At 58.6% G+C, this 16804-nt stretch carries 30 protein-coding genes; all 30 read left to right on the top strand.

The genetic code is table 11. The features are described from left to right. The first annotated feature begins 6 nt into the window (after positions 1-6). The 30 genes from tuf (at position 7) to katA (ending at position 16734) form a co-directional block, all read left to right on the top strand. A complete protein-coding gene (gene tuf / locus IB273_RS16005; protein WP_054910987.1) occupies positions 7-1200 on the top strand; it encodes an elongation factor Tu in 1194 nt (397 codons plus the stop codon). Between the two features lie 155 nt (positions 1201-1355). Beyond that, positions 1356-1667 carry a 30S ribosomal protein S10 gene (gene rpsJ / locus IB273_RS16010; protein WP_003243886.1) on the top strand — a complete coding sequence of 104 codons (312 nt, stop codon included), beginning with the start codon at positions 1356-1358 and terminating at the stop codon, positions 1665-1667. Between the two features lie 82 nt (positions 1668-1749). Further along, positions 1750-2385 (top strand): 50S ribosomal protein L3, encoded by a 636-nt coding sequence (gene rplC, locus IB273_RS16015; RefSeq protein WP_024767389.1) that lies wholly within the window; start codon positions 1750-1752, stop codon positions 2383-2385. 14 nt (positions 2386-2399) lie between these two features. Beyond that, positions 2400-3002, top strand: coding sequence for a 50S ribosomal protein L4 (gene rplD, locus IB273_RS16020; RefSeq protein ID WP_017521904.1), 603 nt, complete (start codon positions 2400-2402; stop codon positions 3000-3002). Further along, a complete protein-coding gene (rplW, locus tag IB273_RS16025; protein ID WP_015475322.1) occupies positions 2999-3298 on the top strand; it encodes a 50S ribosomal protein L23 in 300 nt (99 codons plus the stop codon). Before rplD ends, rplW begins: the two co-directional genes overlap by 4 nt. A gap of 11 nt (positions 3299-3309) precedes the next feature. Continuing rightward, positions 3310-4131 carry a 50S ribosomal protein L2 gene (rplB, locus tag IB273_RS16030; RefSeq protein WP_024767388.1) on the top strand — a complete coding sequence of 274 codons (822 nt, stop codon included), beginning with the start codon at positions 3310-3312 and terminating at the stop codon, positions 4129-4131. Positions 4132-4147: 16 nt separating this feature from the next. Further along, positions 4148-4423 carry a 30S ribosomal protein S19 gene (gene rpsS / locus IB273_RS16035; RefSeq protein ID WP_017521902.1) on the top strand — a complete coding sequence of 92 codons (276 nt, stop codon included), beginning with the start codon at positions 4148-4150 and terminating at the stop codon, positions 4421-4423. 12 nt (positions 4424-4435) lie between these two features. After that, entirely contained in the window at positions 4436-4768 is a 333-nt protein-coding gene (gene rplV, locus IB273_RS16040; protein WP_015475325.1) for a 50S ribosomal protein L22, read from the top strand. A gap of 13 nt (positions 4769-4781) precedes the next feature. Then, entirely contained in the window at positions 4782-5468 is a 687-nt protein-coding gene (rpsC, locus tag IB273_RS16045; RefSeq protein WP_015475326.1) for a 30S ribosomal protein S3, read from the top strand. Between the two features lie 11 nt (positions 5469-5479). Further along, a complete protein-coding gene (rplP, locus tag IB273_RS16050) occupies positions 5480-5893 on the top strand; it encodes a 50S ribosomal protein L16 (protein WP_009617163.1) in 414 nt (137 codons plus the stop codon). Continuing rightward, positions 5893-6084, top strand: coding sequence for a 50S ribosomal protein L29 (gene rpmC / locus IB273_RS16055; protein WP_003093720.1), 192 nt, complete (start codon positions 5893-5895; stop codon positions 6082-6084). The genes rplP and rpmC overlap by 1 nt, the downstream gene beginning before the upstream one ends. Before the next feature lie 2 nt (positions 6085-6086). Next, the gene (gene rpsQ / locus IB273_RS16060; RefSeq protein ID WP_009617165.1) at positions 6087-6353 is read left to right on the top strand and encodes a 30S ribosomal protein S17; all 267 of its coding nucleotides are present in this window, start codon (positions 6087-6089) and stop codon (positions 6351-6353) included. A 16-nt stretch (positions 6354-6369) separates the two neighbouring features. Next, positions 6370-6738, top strand: coding sequence for a 50S ribosomal protein L14 (gene rplN, locus IB273_RS16065; RefSeq protein ID WP_017521901.1), 369 nt, complete (start codon positions 6370-6372; stop codon positions 6736-6738). Between the two features lie 12 nt (positions 6739-6750). Further along, positions 6751-7065 carry a 50S ribosomal protein L24 gene (gene rplX, locus IB273_RS16070; protein WP_045215317.1) on the top strand — a complete coding sequence of 105 codons (315 nt, stop codon included), beginning with the start codon at positions 6751-6753 and terminating at the stop codon, positions 7063-7065. Positions 7066-7084: 19 nt separating this feature from the next. Continuing rightward, on the top strand, positions 7085-7624 hold the full coding sequence (gene rplE, locus IB273_RS16075; protein WP_017521899.1) for a 50S ribosomal protein L5: 540 nt from the start codon (positions 7085-7087) through the stop codon (positions 7622-7624). A 13-nt stretch (positions 7625-7637) separates the two neighbouring features. Further along, on the top strand, positions 7638-7943 hold the full coding sequence (rpsN, locus tag IB273_RS16080) for a 30S ribosomal protein S14 (RefSeq protein ID WP_045215313.1): 306 nt from the start codon (positions 7638-7640) through the stop codon (positions 7941-7943). 188 nt (positions 7944-8131) lie between these two features. Beyond that, complete coding sequence (gene rpsH, locus IB273_RS16085) at positions 8132-8524, top strand: 30S ribosomal protein S8 (protein ID WP_015475331.1); 393 nt, start codon at positions 8132-8134, stop codon at positions 8522-8524. 11 nt (positions 8525-8535) lie between these two features. Then, positions 8536-9069 (top strand): 50S ribosomal protein L6, encoded by a 534-nt coding sequence (gene rplF / locus IB273_RS16090; protein ID WP_015475332.1) that lies wholly within the window; start codon positions 8536-8538, stop codon positions 9067-9069. A gap of 10 nt (positions 9070-9079) precedes the next feature. Next, positions 9080-9430, top strand: a complete 351-nt coding sequence (gene rplR / locus IB273_RS16095; protein ID WP_017521897.1) for a 50S ribosomal protein L18 — start codon at positions 9080-9082, stop codon at positions 9428-9430. 3 nt (positions 9431-9433) lie between these two features. After that, positions 9434-9934, top strand: coding sequence for a 30S ribosomal protein S5 (rpsE, locus tag IB273_RS16100; RefSeq protein WP_009617173.1), 501 nt, complete (start codon positions 9434-9436; stop codon positions 9932-9934). Positions 9935-9936: 2 nt separating this feature from the next. Continuing rightward, complete coding sequence (rpmD, locus tag IB273_RS16105; protein ID WP_009617174.1) at positions 9937-10113, top strand: 50S ribosomal protein L30; 177 nt, start codon at positions 9937-9939, stop codon at positions 10111-10113. Between the two features lie 3 nt (positions 10114-10116). Then, on the top strand, positions 10117-10551 hold the full coding sequence (gene rplO / locus IB273_RS16110; RefSeq protein ID WP_045215310.1) for a 50S ribosomal protein L15: 435 nt from the start codon (positions 10117-10119) through the stop codon (positions 10549-10551). After that, positions 10552-11883, top strand: a complete 1332-nt coding sequence (gene secY, locus IB273_RS16115) for a preprotein translocase subunit SecY (RefSeq protein WP_024767080.1) — start codon at positions 10552-10554, stop codon at positions 11881-11883. A gap of 24 nt (positions 11884-11907) precedes the next feature. After that, complete coding sequence (gene rpmJ / locus IB273_RS16120) at positions 11908-12024, top strand: 50S ribosomal protein L36 (protein WP_014854209.1); 117 nt, start codon at positions 11908-11910, stop codon at positions 12022-12024. 130 nt (positions 12025-12154) lie between these two features. Then, the gene (rpsM, locus tag IB273_RS16125) at positions 12155-12511 is read left to right on the top strand and encodes a 30S ribosomal protein S13 (protein WP_024767079.1); all 357 of its coding nucleotides are present in this window, start codon (positions 12155-12157) and stop codon (positions 12509-12511) included. A gap of 18 nt (positions 12512-12529) precedes the next feature. Next, the gene (gene rpsK / locus IB273_RS16130; RefSeq protein ID WP_003093689.1) at positions 12530-12919 is read left to right on the top strand and encodes a 30S ribosomal protein S11; all 390 of its coding nucleotides are present in this window, start codon (positions 12530-12532) and stop codon (positions 12917-12919) included. A 16-nt stretch (positions 12920-12935) separates the two neighbouring features. Next, positions 12936-13556 carry a 30S ribosomal protein S4 gene (gene rpsD, locus IB273_RS16135; RefSeq protein ID WP_054906702.1) on the top strand — a complete coding sequence of 207 codons (621 nt, stop codon included), beginning with the start codon at positions 12936-12938 and terminating at the stop codon, positions 13554-13556. 22 nt (positions 13557-13578) lie between these two features. Further along, complete coding sequence (locus IB273_RS16140; protein WP_009617182.1) at positions 13579-14580, top strand: DNA-directed RNA polymerase subunit alpha; 1002 nt, start codon at positions 13579-13581, stop codon at positions 14578-14580. 43 nt (positions 14581-14623) lie between these two features. Next, on the top strand, positions 14624-15013 hold the full coding sequence (gene rplQ, locus IB273_RS16145; RefSeq protein WP_015475338.1) for a 50S ribosomal protein L17: 390 nt from the start codon (positions 14624-14626) through the stop codon (positions 15011-15013). Positions 15014-15285: 272 nt separating this feature from the next. Continuing rightward, positions 15286-16734 carry a catalase KatA gene (gene katA / locus IB273_RS16150; RefSeq protein WP_192224535.1) on the top strand — a complete coding sequence of 483 codons (1449 nt, stop codon included), beginning with the start codon at positions 15286-15288 and terminating at the stop codon, positions 16732-16734. Positions 16735-16804 lie beyond the last annotated feature (70 nt).

A 16804-nucleotide genomic window follows, 5' to 3' on the forward strand; every position in this document is an offset into this window, starting at 1 on the left:
ACTCTCGTGGCTAAAGAAAAATTTGAACGTAACAAACCGCACGTCAACGTCGGCACCATCGGTCACGTTGACCACGGCAAAACCACTCTGACCGCTGCTCTGACCAAGGTCTGCTCCGAGACCTGGGGCGGCTCCGCTCGCGCTTTCGACCAGATCGACAACGCGCCGGAAGAGAAGGCTCGTGGTATCACCATCAACACCTCTCACGTTGAATACGACTCGCCGGTACGCCACTACGCTCACGTAGACTGCCCGGGTCACGCCGACTACGTGAAGAACATGATCACCGGTGCTGCCCAGATGGACGGCGCGATCCTGGTTTGCTCGGCTGCTGACGGCCCCATGCCGCAGACCCGCGAGCACATCCTGCTGTCCCGTCAGGTAGGCGTTCCTTACATTGTCGTGTTCCTGAACAAGGCCGACATGGTTGACGACGCCGAGCTGCTGGAACTGGTCGAAATGGAAGTTCGCGATCTGCTGAACACCTACGACTTCCCGGGCGACGACACCCCGATCGTTATCGGTTCCGCTCTGATGGCCCTGAACGGCCAGGACGACAACGAGATGGGCGTTTCCGCCGTGCGCAAGCTGGTAGAAACCCTGGACTCGTACATCCCCGAGCCCGAGCGCGCCATCGACAAGCCGTTCCTGATGCCGATCGAAGACGTATTCTCGATCTCCGGTCGTGGCACCGTGGTAACTGGCCGTGTTGAGCGTGGCATCGTCAAGATCCAGGAAGAAGTGGAAATCGTCGGCATCAAGGCGACCACCAAGACTACCTGCACCGGCGTTGAAATGTTCCGCAAGCTGCTCGACGAAGGTCGTGCTGGTGAGAACGTCGGCGTTCTGCTGCGTGGCACCAAGCGTGAAGACGTAGAGCGTGGCCAGGTTCTGGCCAAGCCGGGCACCATCAAGCCGCACACCAAGTTCGAGTGCGAAGTGTACGTGCTGTCCAAGGAAGAAGGTGGTCGTCACACCCCGTTCTTCAAAGGCTACCGCCCGCAGTTCTACTTCCGTACCACCGACGTAACCGGCAACTGCGAACTGCCGGAAGGCGTTGAGATGGTAATGCCGGGCGACAACGTGAAAATGGTTGTCACCCTGATCGCTCCGATCGCCATGGAAGATGGCCTGCGCTTCGCGATTCGCGAAGGCGGCCGTACCGTTGGCGCCGGCGTGGTTGCCAAGATCATCGAGTAATCGCTGATCCGCTCCAGGAAAAGGGACCCTTCGGGGTCCCTTTTTCGTTGAGTTGGTTAAATATTGACACCCCTCAGGCGCATCCGTACAATTGCGCCTCCTTTTAACGGGCGGAGTCCGTCCGTTGGGAATGGCAACTTGGAGTCTGAGGTCAAATGCAAAATCAACAAATCCGTATTCGGTTGAAGGCTTTTGATCACCGCCTGATCGACCAATCTACCCAGGAAATCGTGGAAACCGCGAAACGTACTGGGGCTCAGGTGCGTGGTCCGATTCCTCTGCCGACCCGCAAGGAACGTTACACCGTGCTGATTTCCCCGCACGTCAACAAGGACGCTCGTGACCAGTACGAAATCCGTACCCACAAGCGTGTTCTCGACATCGTTCAGCCGACCGACAAAACCGTCGACGCGCTGATGAAGCTCGACCTTGCTGCTGGCGTCGAAGTACAGATCAGCCTCGGCTAATGCCCTCGGCATTGGTCGTGTAACGCTCTGAAATGGGCGGCCATAGCGGGTGAAAGCCCCGTACACTAAAGAGGTTCTAAAGATGACAATTGGTGTTGTCGGTCGTAAGTGCGGCATGACCCGCATCTTCACCGAAGATGGTGTCTCCATTCCGGTCACGGTCATTGAGGTCGAGCCGAATCGCGTCACCCAGTTCAAAAACGAAGAAAGCGATGGCTATCGCGCTGTGCAGGTAACTGCTGGCGAGCGTCGTGCTTCTCGCGTGACCAAGGCTCAAGCCGGTCACTTTGCCAAGGCGAATGTCGCCGCCGGTCGCGGCGTGTGGGAATTCCGTCTGGGCGAAGAGGAGTTCAAGGCAGGCGATTCCATCTCTGTCGACCTGTTCCAGGCCGGTCAGCTGGTAGACGTTACTGGTGAGTCCAAAGGTAAAGGCTTTGCCGGTACCATCAAGCGCTGGAACTTCCGTGGTCAAGATAACACCCACGGTAACTCCGTTTCCCACCGCGTCCCGGGTTCCATCGGCCAGTGCCAGACTCCTGGTCGAGTGTTCAAGGGCAAAAAAATGTCGGGCCACATGGGTGCTGAGCGTGTAACCGTTCAATCCCTTGAGGTCGTGCGTGTCGATGCAGAGCGCAATCTGCTGCTGGTCAAAGGTGCCGTTCCCGGCGCTACCGGTGGTGATGTGCTGGTGCGTCCGGCAGCCAAGGCTCGCGGTTAAGAGAGGAAGCTGAGATGCAACTGAATGTAAATGGCGCTCAGGCGATCGAGGTTTCCGAGCGTACTTTTGGTAGCGAATTCAACGAGACCCTGGTTCACCAGGCAGTCGTCGCCTACATGGCTGGCGGTCGTCAGGGCACCAAGGCTCAGAAAACTCGTTCCGAAGTCTCCGGTGGTGGCAAGAAGCCGTGGCGTCAGAAGGGCACTGGTCGTGCTCGTGCTGGCACCATCCGTAGCCCCATCTGGCGTGGCGGCGGCGCGACCTTCGCGGCCAAGCCCCAGGATCACTCCCAGAAGCTCAACAAGAAGATGTACCGCGCTGCTCTGCGCTCCATCCTCTCTGAGCTGGTTCGTCTGGATCGTCTGGTTGTCGTTGCCGACTTCGCTGTCGACGCACCGAAGACCAAAGGTCTGGTCAGCAAGCTGGAAGGCCTGGGCCTGAAAGATGTACTGATCGTCACCGAAGGCGTCGATGAGAACCTGTACCTGGCAGCTCGCAACCTGGCCCACGTCGATGTACGTGATGTCCAGGCTTCCGATCCGGTCAGCCTCATCGCCTACGACAAGGTGCTGGTCACCGTGTCCGCCGTGAAGAAGTTCGAGGAGCTGCTGGCATGAACCAGGAACGCGTATTCAAAGTGCTGCTGGGCCCGCATATCTCCGAGAAGGCCACTGGCCTGGCGGACGGCAACAGCCAATTCGTTTTCAAGGTTGCCACTGATGCAACCAAGCTGGAAATCAAGAAGGCCGTAGAAAGCCTGTTCGGCGTGAAAGTACGTCGCGTCACCACCCTGAATGTTCAGGGCAAGACCAAGCGTACCGTTCGCGGCCTGGGCAAGCGTAACGACTGGAAAAAAGCGTACATCGCTCTCCAGCCGGGCCAGGATCTCGATTTCGCAGCTGGCGCTGAGTAAAGGGGTGCATCATGGCAATCGTTAAATGCAAACCGACTTCCGCTGGTCGTCGTTTCGTCGTCAAGGTAGTGAACCAGGACCTGCACAAAGGTGCTCCGTTCGCTCCCCTGCTCGAGAAGAAGTCCAAGTCGGGCGGCCGTAACAACAACGGTCGCATCACCACCCGTCATATCGGTGGTGGTCACAAGCAGCACTATCGTCTGGTCGACTTCCGTCGCAACAAGGATGGCATTCCTGCCATCGTTGAGCGCGTCGAATACGATCCGAACCGTACTGCTCACATCGCTCTGCTGAAATACGCGGACGGCGAGCGTCGTTACATCATCGCCCCCAAAGGCGTGGTGGCTGGCGATCAACTGATCTCCGGTATCGGCGCTCCGATCAAGGCCGGCAACAACATGCCGCTGCGCAACATTCCGGTTGGTAGCACCATCCACGGTATCGAACTGAAGCCTGGCAAAGGCGCTCAGATCGCTCGCTCCGCTGGCGCTTCGGCTCAGCTGGTAGCCCGTGAAGGTGCATACGTAACCGTACGTCTGCGTTCCGGTGAGATGCGTAAAGTCCTGGCTGACTGCCGTGCGACCCTGGGTGAAGTCTCGAACTCCGAGCACAGCCTGCGTTCGCTGGGTAAAGCCGGTGCCAAACGCTGGCGTGGCGTTCGCCCGACCGTTCGTGGTGTTGCCATGAACCCGGTCGACCACCCGCATGGTGGTGGTGAAGGTCGTACCTCTGCTGGTCGTCATCCGGTATCGCCGTGGGGTCTTCAGACCAAGGGTAAGAAGACTCGCGCGAACAAGCGTACCGACAACATGATCGTCCGTCGCCGCAAGTAAATAGAGGGATACGACAGTGCCACGTTCTCTGAAAAAAGGTCCTTTTATCGATCTTCACCTGCTGAAGAAGATCGAAGTGGCGGTAGAAAAGAACGACCGCAAGCCGATCAAGACCTGGTCGCGCCGTTCTATGATCATGCCGCACATGGTTGGTCTGACCATCGCTGTCCACAACGGCCGTCAACACGTGCCGGTTCTGGTCAACGAAGACATGGTCGGTCACAAACTCGGCGAGTTCGCTGCTACCCGCACTTATCGTGGGCACGCTGCGGACAAGAAAGCCAAGCGTTAAGGGGTAAGGAAGATGGAAGTAGCCGCTAAGCTCTCGGGCGCTCGTATCTCCGCCCAGAAAGCCCGCTTGGTCGCCGACCAGATCCGCGGGAAGAAGGTGGGCGACGCGCTCAACCTCCTGGCTTTCAGCAACAAGAAAGCCGCCGAGATCATGAAGAAAGTGCTGGAGTCGGCCGTTGCCAACGCCGAGCACAACGAAGGCGCCGATGTAGACGATCTCAAAGTCTCCACCGTCTTCGTCAACGAAGGTCGTTCGCTCAAGCGCATCATGCCGCGTGCCAAAGGCCGTGCTGATCGCATCGTCAAGCGGTCTTGCCATATCACTGTCAAGGTTGCGGACAAGTAACGGAGTCGATCAGATGGGTCAGAAAGTACATCCCAATGGCATCCGCCTGGGTATCGTCAAGGAGCACACCTCCGTTTGGTACGCAGATAAGCGCACTTACGCCGATTATCTGTTCGCCGACCTGAAGGTACGTGAGTATCTCCAAGACAAACTAAAAAGCGCGTCCGTAAGCCGTATCGACATCCATCGTCCGGCTCAGACTGCACGCATCACCATCCACACCGCTCGTCCCGGCATTGTGATCGGCAAGAAAGGTGAAGATGTTGAGAAGCTGCGTCAGGACCTGACCAAGCAAATGGGTGTGCCGGTGCACATCAACATCGAAGAGATCCGCAAGCCGGAACTCGACGGTATGCTGGTTGCGCAGAGCGTAGCTCAGCAGCTGGAGCGTCGCGTTATGTTCCGTCGCGCCATGAAGCGCGCTGTACAGAACGCCATGCGCATTGGTGCCAAAGGCATCAAGATCCAGGTAAGCGGTCGTCTGGGCGGTGCTGAAATCGCTCGTACCGAGTGGTATCGCGAAGGTCGTGTGCCCCTGCACACCCTGCGTGCCGACATCGACTATGCAACCTACGAAGCGCACACCACCTACGGTGTGATCGGTGTGAAGGTTTGGATCTTCAAAGGCGAGGTCATTGGTGGCCGCCAGGAAGAGCTGAAGCCTGTAGCGCCCGCTCCTCGTAAAAAAGCTGCTAAGTAAGGAGTACGCAAATGCTGCAACCTAAGCGTACGAAGTTCCGCAAGCAAATGACCGGTCACAACCGTGGCCTGGCTCATCGCGGTTCCAAAGTCAGCTTCGGCGAGTTCGCCCTCAAGGCAACCAGCCGCGGCCGTCTCACCGCGCGTCAGATCGAGTCCGCACGTCGTGCGCTGACCCGTCACGTTAAACGTGGCGGCAAGATCTGGATTCGCGTATTCCCCGACAAGCCTGTTACCAAGAAGCCCCTGGAAGTACGTATGGGTAAAGGTAAGGGCGGCGTCGAGTACTGGGTAGCCCAGATTCAACCGGGCAAGGTCCTGTACGAGATCGAGGGTGTATCCGAAGAGCTGGCGCGTGAGGCATTCGCCCTGGCTGCTGCAAAGCTGCCGCTCGCCACCTCCTTTGTTAAGCGGACGGTGATGTGATGAAAGCGAATGAACTTCGTGAAAAATCCGTTGAGCAGCTGAACGAGCAACTGCTCGGCCTGCTGCGCGACCAGTTCAATCTGCGCATGCAGAAAGCAACTGGCCAGTTGGGGCAGTCTCACCTGCTCTCGCAGGTTAAGCGCGACATCGCTCGCGTGAAAACTGTGCTCAACCAGCAAGCAGGTAAGTAATCATGGCTGAAGCTCAGAAAACCGTCCGTACGCTGACTGGCCGCGTCGTCAGCGACAAGATGGACAAGACCGTCACCGTTCTGATCGAGCGCCGCGTTAAGCACCCGATCTACGGCAAATACGTGAAGCGTTCGACCAAACTGCACGCCCACGACGAAACCAACCAGTGCCGCATTGGTGACCTGGTCACCATTCGCGAGACCCGTCCTCTGGCCAAAACCAAGGCCTGGACTCTGGTTGACATCGTCGAGCGCGCGGTTGAAGTCTAAGGGTCGGAGATAGAAGATGATTCAGACTCAATCCATGCTCGAAGTCGCTGACAACAGCGGCGCGCGTCGCGTAATGTGCATCAAGGTGCTCGGCGGTTCCCACCGCCGCTACGCCGGCATTGGCGACATCATCAAGGTCACCGTCAAGGAAGCAATTCCGCGTGGCAAGGTGAAGAAGGGTCAGGTAATGACTGCCGTGGTCGTTCGCACCAAGCACGGCGTACGTCGTACCGACGGTTCCATCATTCGCTTCGACGGCAACGCCGCCGTCCTGCTGAACAACAAGCAGGAGCCGATCGGCACCCGTATCTTCGGGCCGGTGACTCGTGAACTTCGTACCGAGAAGTTCATGAAGATCGTCTCCCTTGCCCCTGAAGTGCTGTAAGGAGTAGCCGTCATGCAAAAAATTCGTCGTGACGACGAAGTCATCGTCATTGCCGGCAAGGACAAGGGCAAGCGTGGCAAAGTGATCAAGGTTCTGGCTGATGACCGTCTGGTCGTTGGCGGTGTGAACCTGGTCAAGCGCCACACCAAGCCCAACCCCATGCTCAACCAGCAAGGCGGGATCGTCGAGAAGGAGGCGCCTCTGCACGTCTCCAACGTCGCCATCTTCAACGCTGAAACCAACAAGGCTGACCGCGTTGGTTTCAAAGTCGAAGACGGTAAGAAGATTCGTGTCTTCAAGTCGACCCAGAAACCGGTTCAGGCTTGAGGGAGCTAGGTAGATCACCATGGCACGATTGAAAGAAATTTATCGGAAGGAAATCGCTCCCAAGCTGAAGCAAGAGCTTCAGCTGGCGAACGTGATGGAAGTTCCGCGCGTTACCAAAATCACCCTGAACATGGGTCTTGGCGAAGCTGTCGGCGACAAGAAAGTCATCGAGAGCGCCGTAGCTGATCTGGAAAAGATCGCGGGTCAGAAGCCGGTTGTGACTTACGCTCGTAAGTCCATCGCTGGTTTCAAGATTCGTGAAGGCTGGCCGATCGGCGTGAAAGTCACCCTGCGTGGCGATCGCATGTACGAGTTCCTGGACCGTCTGCTGTCGATCTCTCTGCCGCGCGTTCGTGACTTCCGCGGTCTGAACGCCAAGTCCTTCGACGGCCGTGGCAACTACAGCATGGGCGTCAAAGAGCAGATCATCTTCCCGGAAATCGATTACGACAAGATCGATGCCCTCCGCGGTATGGATATCACTCTGACCACCACCGCGCGTTCGGATGATGAGGGTCGTGCACTGCTGCGCGCCTTCAAATTCCCGTTCCGCAACTGATTGGAGTAGGACCATGGCTAAAGAGAGCATGAAGAACCGTGAGCTGAAGCGTCAGCAAACGGTAGCCAAGTACGCCAAAAAGCGTGCCGAGCTGAAAGCGATCATCGCTAATCCGAGCACTTCGGCTGAAGATCGTTGGAATGCCCAGGTCGCCCTGCAGAAGCAGCCGCGTGACGCGAGCGCCAGCCGCCTGCGTAACCGTTGCCGCCTGACCGGTCGTCCGCACGGTTACTACCGCAAGTTCGGCCTGAGCCGTAACAAGCTGCGTGAAGCGGCAATGCGCGGTGACGTACCGGGCCTGGTGAAAGCCAGCTGGTAAGTGCTAGACGGGGTCGGCAACGGCTCCGTTGATCGCTTTGCGAAGCAAGCCCCCTCGTGGGGCTTGATTCGTTTTTGAGCGATCTCTAGAATACCCGGCTCCCCCGAGCCTGGGTTTAGATCGCCCGGCGTTTTGAGGGCGAGTTATGAAGTTGAAGGCTTATCTTTTGTATCAGGAGCATTAAGCCCATGAGTATGCAGGACCCGTTAGCAGACATGCTAACTCGCATCCGTAATGCCCAGATGGCTGAGAAGACCGTCGTGAGCATGCCGTCTTCCAAGCTGAAAGCGGCAGTCGCCAAAGTCCTCAAGGACGAAGGCTATATTGCGGATTTCCAAGTCACCGCCGAGGCCAAGCCTCTGCTGTCGATCGAGCTGAAGTACTTCGAAGGCAAGCCTGTCATCGAGGAAGTGAAGCGAATCAGCCGTCCTGGCCTGCGCCAGTACAAATCCGTAGACCAGCTGCCGAAAGTTCGTGGCGGCCTGGGCGTTTCGATTGTCTCCACCAACAAAGGTGTGATGACTGATCGTGCTGCCCGTGCCGCTGGCGTCGGTGGCGAAGTGCTCTGCACTGTGTTCTAAGGGGAATCAGCATGTCTCGCGTTGCTAAGAACCCCGTCATTCTGCCCGCCGGCGTCGAAATCAAGCTGGCTGGTCAGGAACTTTCGATCAAGGGTGCCAAAGGCGCTCTCGAGCTGAAAGTACATCCGTCCGTCGAAGTCATTCAGGACAACGGTGAGCTGCGTTTCGCTGCGCGTAACGGCGACCAGCAGACCCGTGCCATGGCCGGTACCACCCGCGCTCTGGTCAACAACATGGTAATCGGCGTCAGCCAGGGCTTCGAGCGCAAGCTCCAGCTGGTTGGTGTTGGTTACAAAGCGCAGGCCAAAGGCCAAGTGCTGTCCCTGGCTCTCGGCTTCTCCCACCCGGTTGATTACGAACTGCCTGCCGGCATCGTCGCGGAAACCCCCAGCCAGACCGACATCCTGATCAAGGGTATCGACAAGCAGCTGGTTGGCCAGGTTGCCGCGGAAATCCGCGACTTCCGTCCGCCGGAGCCGTACAAAGGCAAGGGCGTGCGTTACGCCGACGAAGTCGTCCTTCGTAAAGAAGCCAAGAAGAAGTAGGGCATAGCAAATGAGCGTCAAGAAAGAAACCCGTCTGCGCCGCGCTCGCAAGGCTCGCCTGAAGATGCGCGAACTGGAAGCCGTACGCCTCTGCGTGTACCGCTCCTCCCAGCACATCTACGCCCAGGTCATTGCAGCCGACGGCGGCAAGGTCCTGGCCAGCGCCTCGACCCTGGACAAAGAACTGCGCGAAGCTGCCACCGGCAACGTCGACGCAGCCAAGAAAGTTGGTCAACTGGTCGCGGAACGCGCCAAGGCTGCCGGCGTCACTCAGGTGGCGTTCGACCGTTCTGGCTTCAAGTACCACGGTCGTATCAAGGCCCTGGCTGATGCCGCTCGTGAAGGCGGTCTGGAGTTCTAAGTTATGGCAAACAACGATCAAAAGCGCGACGAAGGCTACATCGAGAAGCTGGTTCAAGTGAACCGCGTCGCCAAAACCGTAAAAGGTGGCCGTATCTTCGCCTTCACCGCGCTGACCGTGGTTGGCGATGGCAAGGGCCGTGTTGGCTTCGGTCGTGGCAAGGCGCGTGAAGTGCCTGCCGCCATCCAGAAGGCAATGGAAGCTGCTCGCCGCAACATGATCCAGGTTGATCTGAACGGCACCACCCTGCAGTACCCGACCAAGTCCGCTCATGGCGCCTCCAAGGTGTACATGCAGCCGGCTTCCGAAGGTACCGGCATCATCGCCGGCGGCGCCATGCGCGCTGTCCTGGAAGTTGCTGGTGTGCAGAACGTTCTGGCGAAGTGCTACGGCTCCACCAATCCGGTGAACGTGGTCTACGCAACCTTCAAGGGCCTGAAGAACATGCAGTCCCCTGAGTCGGTAGCGGCCAAGCGTGGCAAGAGCGTCGAGGAGATTCTCTAACCATGGCAACTGTCAAAGTTACCCTGATCAAGAGCCTGAACGGCCGTCTGGCCAATCACAAGGCTTGCGTCAAAGGCCTCGGCCTGCGTCGCATTAATCACACCGTCGAAGTTCAGGACACTCCTGAAAACCGCGGCATGATTAACAAGGCTTACTACCTGCTGCGTGTGGAGGGTTAATCCATGCAACTGAACGATCTGCGTTCCGCGCCGGGTGCCCGTCGCGAAAAGCACCGTCCGGGCCGTGGCATCGGTAGCGGTCTGGGCAAGACCGGTGGCCGTGGTCACAAAGGTCAAACCTCCCGCTCCGGTGGCTCCATCGCTCCGGGCTTCGAGGGTGGTCAGCAACCGCTGCACCGTCGTCTGCCGAAGTTCGGCTTCAACTCGCTGAAAGCCATGGATCGCGCAGAAGTGCGCACTTCCGAACTGGCCAAGGTCGAGGGTGATGTCGTAACCGTGCAGTCCCTGAAGGATGCCAACGTGATTAACCAGAACGTACAGCGTGTGAAAGTCATGCTGTCGGGCGACGTTACTCGCGCAGTCACCCTGAAAGGCATCGGCGCCACCAAGGGCGCTCGTGCGGCTATCGAAGCAGCTGGCGGCAAAATCGAGGACTAAATGGCTAAGCAAGGTGCTCTCTCTGCGCTGAGCAACGGTGGTGGTTTGTCCGAGCTCTGGGCACGTCTGCGTTTCCTGTTCCTGGCGATCATCGTCTATCGGATCGGCGCGCATATCCCAGTCCCGGGCATCAACCCCGATCGCTTGGCGGCACTGTTCCGGCAGAACGAGGGGACCATTCTTAGCCTCTTCAACATGTTTTCCGGCGGCGCGCTGGAGCGCATGAGTATCTTTGCACTGGGGATCATGCCGTACATCTCGGCATCGATCATCATGCAGCTCATGACCGCTATCAGCCCGCAGCTGGAGCAGTTGAAGAAAGAGGGTGAGTCTGGGCGTCGCAAGATCAGCCAGTACACCCGCTACGCAACTCTCGTCCTGGCACTCGTCCAGGCCATTGGCATGTCCATTGGTCTGGGTAGCCAGGGCGTGGCCTTCTCCAACGACTTCGGCTTCTACTTCGTGTCGGTCACCACCTTCGTGGCGGGTGCACTGTTCATGATGTGGCTGGGTGAGCAGATCACCGAACGGGGTGTCGGCAACGGCATCTCCATGCTGATCTTCTCCGGTATCGTCGCAGGCCTGCCCCGAGCAATCGGTCAGTCCTTCGAGTCCGCGCGTCAAGGTGACATCAACATCTTCGCCCTGATCGCCATCGGCCTCCTGGCTGTGGCAATCATCGCGTTCGTGGTGTTCATCGAGCGGGGTCAGCGCCGTATCGCCGTGCATTACGCCAAGCGCCAGCAAGGTCGCAAGGTGTTTGCCGCCCAGACGAGCCATCTGCCGCTGAAAGTGAACATGGCGGGTGTAATCCCCGCGATTTTCGCCAGCAGCATCCTGCTGTTCCCGGCATCCCTGGGTGCCTGGTTCGGTCAGTCGGAAGGCCTGGGTTGGCTGCAGGACGTCGCGCAAGCGATTGCTCCTGGTCAGCCGCTGAACATTCTGCTGTTTAGTGCAGGGATCGTTTTCTTCTGCTTCTTCTACACAGCGCTGATGTTCAACCCGAAGGACGTGGCGGAAAACCTCAAGAAGTCCGGTGCATTTATTCCGGGTATTCGTCCGGGTGAACAGTCGGCTCGCTACATCGATGGCGTGTTGACCCGTTTGACCATGTTCGGTGCCCTGTACATGACGGCTGTGTGCCTGCTGCCCCAGTTCCTGGTCGTAGCTGCCCACGTACCGTTCTACCTTGGCGGGACCTCGTTGCTGATCGTGGTCGTGGTTGTGATGGACTTTATGGCTCAAGTACAATCGCACCTCGTTTCTCACCAGTACGAATCCCTCATGAAGAAAGCCAACCTGAAGGGCTATGGCAGCGGTCTGCTGCGCTAACCCGTAAGGTTCGAGGAGTCACTGATGAAAGTTCGTGCATCGGTTAAGAAGCTGTGCCGTAACTGCAAGATCGTCCGTCGCGAAGGCGTCGTTCGTGTGATCTGCAGCGCGGAGCCGCGTCACAAGCAGCGCCAAGGCTGAGTGTGAACCACGCGTTATAACCCGGCAGCTAGTGTGCTGCCGGGTTGATTATTTGTTTTTACAGCGCTAATATCCGCGCCCTTTCTTGGCTCCCTGGGCGCCGGGTAGCTGTCAATTGGAGTTTTTCTGAATGGCCCGTATTGCAGGCGTAAACATTCCGGATAACAAGCACACTGTTATCTCGCTGACCTACATCTATGGTGTTGGTCGCACTACCGCACAGAGCATCTGTGCAGCCACCGGCATCAGCCCGGCTGTAAAGATCAAAGAGCTGAGCGAAGAGCAGATTGATTCGCTGCGTACCGAGGTGGCCAAGCTGACCACCGAAGGTGACCTGCGTCGCGAAATCAACATGAACATCAAGCGTCTGATGGACCTCGGTTGCTACCGCGGTCTGCGTCATCGTCGTGGTCTGCCGGTTCGCGGTCAGCGCACCAAGACCAACGCGCGCACCCGTAAGGGCCCGCGTAAGCCGATCCGCAAGTAATCGCTTAGGAATCTAGTCATGGCAAAACCTGCTGCTCGTCCTCGCAAGAAAGTCAAAAAGACGGTGGTCGACGGGATCGCGCACATCCACGCGTCCTTCAACAACACCATCGTTACCATCACTGATCGTCAGGGCAACGCTCTGTCCTGGGCTACCTCCGGTGGTTCGGGCTTCCGCGGCTCGCGTAAGAGCACCCCGTTCGCTGCCCAGGTAGCGGCCGAGCGTGCCGGCCAGGCTGCTCTGGAATACGGTCTGAAGAACCTTGACGTAAACGTCAAAGGCCCGGGCCCGGGTCGCGAGTCGGCTGTTCGTGCGCTGAATGCCTGCGGTTACAAGATCGCCAGCATCACCGACGTAACCCCGATCCCGCATAACGGCTGCCGTCCGCCGAAAAAGCGTCGCGTGTAATAGGAGACAGTGAGAAATGGCTCGTTACATTGGTCCCAAGTGCAAACTGTCCCGCCGCGAAGGCACTGACCTCTTCCTGAAGAGCGGCGTTCGTGCCCTCGACTCGAAGTGCAAGGCAGAACAAGTTCCCGGTCAGCATGGCCAGCGTCGTGGTCGCCTGTCCGACTACGGTCTGCAGCTGCGCGAGAAGCAAAAAGTTCGCCGCATCTACGGCGTTCTGGAACGTCAATTCCGTGGCTACTATCAGGAAGCGTCCCGCCGCAAGGGCTCCACGGGTGAAAACCTGCTGCAGCTGCTTGAGTGCCGTCTGGACAACGTCGTCTACCGTATGGGCTTCGGTTCCACTCGTTCCGAATCCCGTCAGCTGGTGTCCCACAAGACCATCAGCGTCAACGGTCAGACCGTAAACGTACCGTCCTACCAGGTCAAAGCTGGTGACGTGGTTGCTGTTCGCGAGAAATCGAAGAACCAGCTGCGTATCGCCCAAGCTCTGGACCTGTGCGCCCAGCGCGGTCGCGTTGAGTGGGTCGACGTGGACACCGACAAGAAAGCTGGCACCTTCAAAAGTGTCCCGGCTCGTGCCGATCTGTCCGCCGACATCAACGAAAACCTGATTGTCGAGCTCTACTCCAAGTAAGGGCTAGAAAATAGGTGCATCCATGCAGAGTTCGGTAAATGAGTTCCTGACCCCCCGCCACATCGATGTGCAGGTGGTCAGCCAAACCCGCGCCAAGATCACTCTCGAGCCTCTCGAGCGTGGTTTCGGCCATACCCTGGGCAACGCGCTGCGTCGCATCCTGTTGTCCTCCATGCCTGGCTGTGCAGTAGTCGAGGCCGAGATCGACGGCGTACTCCACGAGTACTCCGCCATCGAAGGTGTGCAGGAAGATGTCATCGAGATCCTGCTCAACCTGAAAGGCCTGGCCATCAAGCTGCACGGCCGTGACGAAGTGACGCTGACCCTGGCGAAAAAGGGCTCGGGTGTGGTGACCGCTGCCGATATTCAGCTGGATCATGATGTCGAGATCGTCAACGGTGACCATGTTATCGCCCACCTGGCCGATAACGGCGCGCTGAACATGAAGCTGAAAGTCGCTCGTGGCCGTGGCTACGAGCCGGCTGATGCCCGTTCGAGCGATGAAGACGAAAGCCGCAGCATTGGCCGTCTTCAGCTCGACGCCTCGTTCAGCCCCGTACGTCGTGTTGCCTACGTGGTCGAAAACGCCCGTGTCGAACAGCGTACCAACCTGGACAAGCTGGTCCTCGATCTGGAAACCAACGGCACCCTGGACCCTGAAGAGGCTATCCGTCGCGCCGCTACCATCCTGCAACAGCAGCTGGCAGCGTTCGTGGACCTCAAAGGCGACAGCGAGCCTGTTGTTGAAGAGCAGGAAGACGAGATCGATCCGATCCTGCTGCGTCCGGTCGATGACCTTGAGCTGACCGTCCGTTCGGCCAACTGCCTGAAGGCAGAGAACATCTACTACATCGGTGACCTGATTCAGCGCACCGAAGTAGAGCTGCTCAAAACGCCGAACCTGGGTAAGAAGTCCCTGACCGAAATCAAGGACGTTCTGGCCTCTCGCGGTCTGTCCCTCGGTATGCGCCTCGACAACTGGCCGCCGGCAAGTCTCAAGAAAGACGACAAGGCTACTGCCTGATCGTCGTAGCTACCGAACGTAAAGTTTGGAAAGGAATTGAACCATGCGCCATCGTAAAAGTGGTCGTCACCTGAGCCGCACCAGCGCGCACCGCAAGGCTATGTTCCAGAACATGGCTGTGTCGCTCTTCGAACACGAACTGATCAAAACCACCCTGCCCAAGGCCAAGGAGCTGCGTCGCGTTGCCGAGCCGCTGATCACCCTGGCTAAAGTGGATAGCGTTGCCAACCGTCGTCTCGCTTTCGACCGTACCCGTTCGAAAGAAGCCGTAGGCAAGCTGTTCAACGAACTGGGCAAGCGCTACGCCAACCGTCCGGGCGGCTACCTGCGCATCCTGAAGTGCGGCTTCCGCGCCGGCGACAATGCCCCCATGGCATACGTCGAACTGATTGACCGCGCTGTTGGCGGCCAAGCAGTAGAAGCTGCAGAGTAAGGTTTACGCCTTATAAGAAACCGGGCCCTGTGCCCGGTTTTTTATCGCCTATGAAAAAGTTTTTCTCTATCGATCGGCTCGAATCAATAAATTGGCTGATCCATGCCCTTGTCACCGATCCTTAACGACGCCGACTTCTACTGCTTGCTGAGCTGGATCAACAGCCGCAACGCCGGTGGAGGCGCTTAATTGTCCGATTGGGATGTCGGGCCGCGCTCACTGCCATGGTGATCCGCCGGTCTTCGAACACCCCGCCGTTGAGGAGAGTAACGATGAGTGACAACACCCGCCTGACGACTGCTGCCGGAGCGCCGGTCGCCGATAACCAGAACGTCCAGACCGCCGGCCCGCGGGGCCCGATGCTGCTGCAGGACGTCTGGTTCCTGGAGAAACTGGCGCACTTCGACCGCGAAGTGATCCCTGAGCGCCGCATGCATGCCAAGGGCTCTGCTGCCTACGGCACCTTCACCGTCACCCACGACATTACCCGGTACAGCCGCGCCAAGCTGTTCTCCGAGGTCGGCAAGCAGACTCCGTTGTTCCTGCGCTTCTCCACGGTGGCCGGTGAGCGTGGCGCTGCTGACGCCGAGCGCGATATCCGCGGCTTCGCCATGAAGTTCTACACGGAGGAAGGCAACTGGGACCTGGTGGGAAACAACACCCCGGTCTTCTACTTCCGCGACCCGCTGAAATTCCCCGACCTGAACCACGTGGTGAAACGCGATCCGCGCACCAACCTGCGCAACGCGACCCTGAAGTGGGACTTCTTCTCGCACCTGCCCGAAGCCCTGCACCAGCTGACCATCGACTTCAGCGATCGCGGGCTGCCGCGCAGCTACCGTCACGTCCACGGCTTCGGCAGCCACACCTTCAGCTTCATCAACGCCAGCAACGAGCGCTTCTGGGTCAAGTTCCACTTCAAGACCCAACAGGGCATCGAGAACCTGAGCAACGAGGAAGCTGCCAAGCTGGTTGGCGCCGACCGCGAAAGCTCGCAGCGTGACCTGTACGACGCCATCGAACGCGGCGATTTCCCGCGCTGGAAGATGTATGTGCAGGTAATGCCTGAGAAGGAGGCTGCGAGCTACCGATACAACCCGTTCGACCTGACCAAGGTCTGGCCGCACGGGGACTATCCGCTGATCGAGGTGGGCTACTTCGAGCTCAACCGTAACCCGGCGAACTACTTCGCCGAGGTCGAACAGTCCGCCTTCAGCCCGGCGAACATCGTCCCCGGTATCGGCTTCTCGCCGGACAGGATGCTCCAGGGCCGCCTGTTCTCCTACGGCGATGCGCACCGCTACCGCCTGGGCGTGAACCACCACCAGATCCCGGTGAACGCTGCGCGCAACAACCCGCGCATCTATCACCGCGACGGCGCCATGCGCGTGGATGGCAACAACGGCGACATGACCGTCACCTACGAGCCGAACAGCTTCAACCAGTGGCAGGAGCAGCCGGACTACTCCGAACCGCCGCTGACCCTGGAAGGCAGCGCAGATCACTGGAACCACCGCGTCGACGATGATTACTACAGCCAGCCGGCAGCGCTGTTCCGCCTGTTCGACGAAGCCCAGCGGCAGCGCCTGTACGAGAACATCGCCGGTGACATGGCGGGCGTTCCGGAGGTTATCCAGCGTCGTCAGCTCGCTCTGTTCTTCAACATCGATCCGGCCTACGGTGAAGGCGTCGCCAAGGCGCTGGGCCTGAAGCTGGACTAAGCTGAAGCCGTTCCACCAGCCGCCCTCTTCGGAGGGCGGTTGCGTTTGTGGGGCATTGCGGACTTGACCC

The sequence above is a fragment of the Pseudomonas sp. PDM19 genome, assembly GCF_014852215.1.
Lineage (GTDB): Bacteria > Pseudomonadota > Gammaproteobacteria > Pseudomonadales > Pseudomonadaceae > Pseudomonas.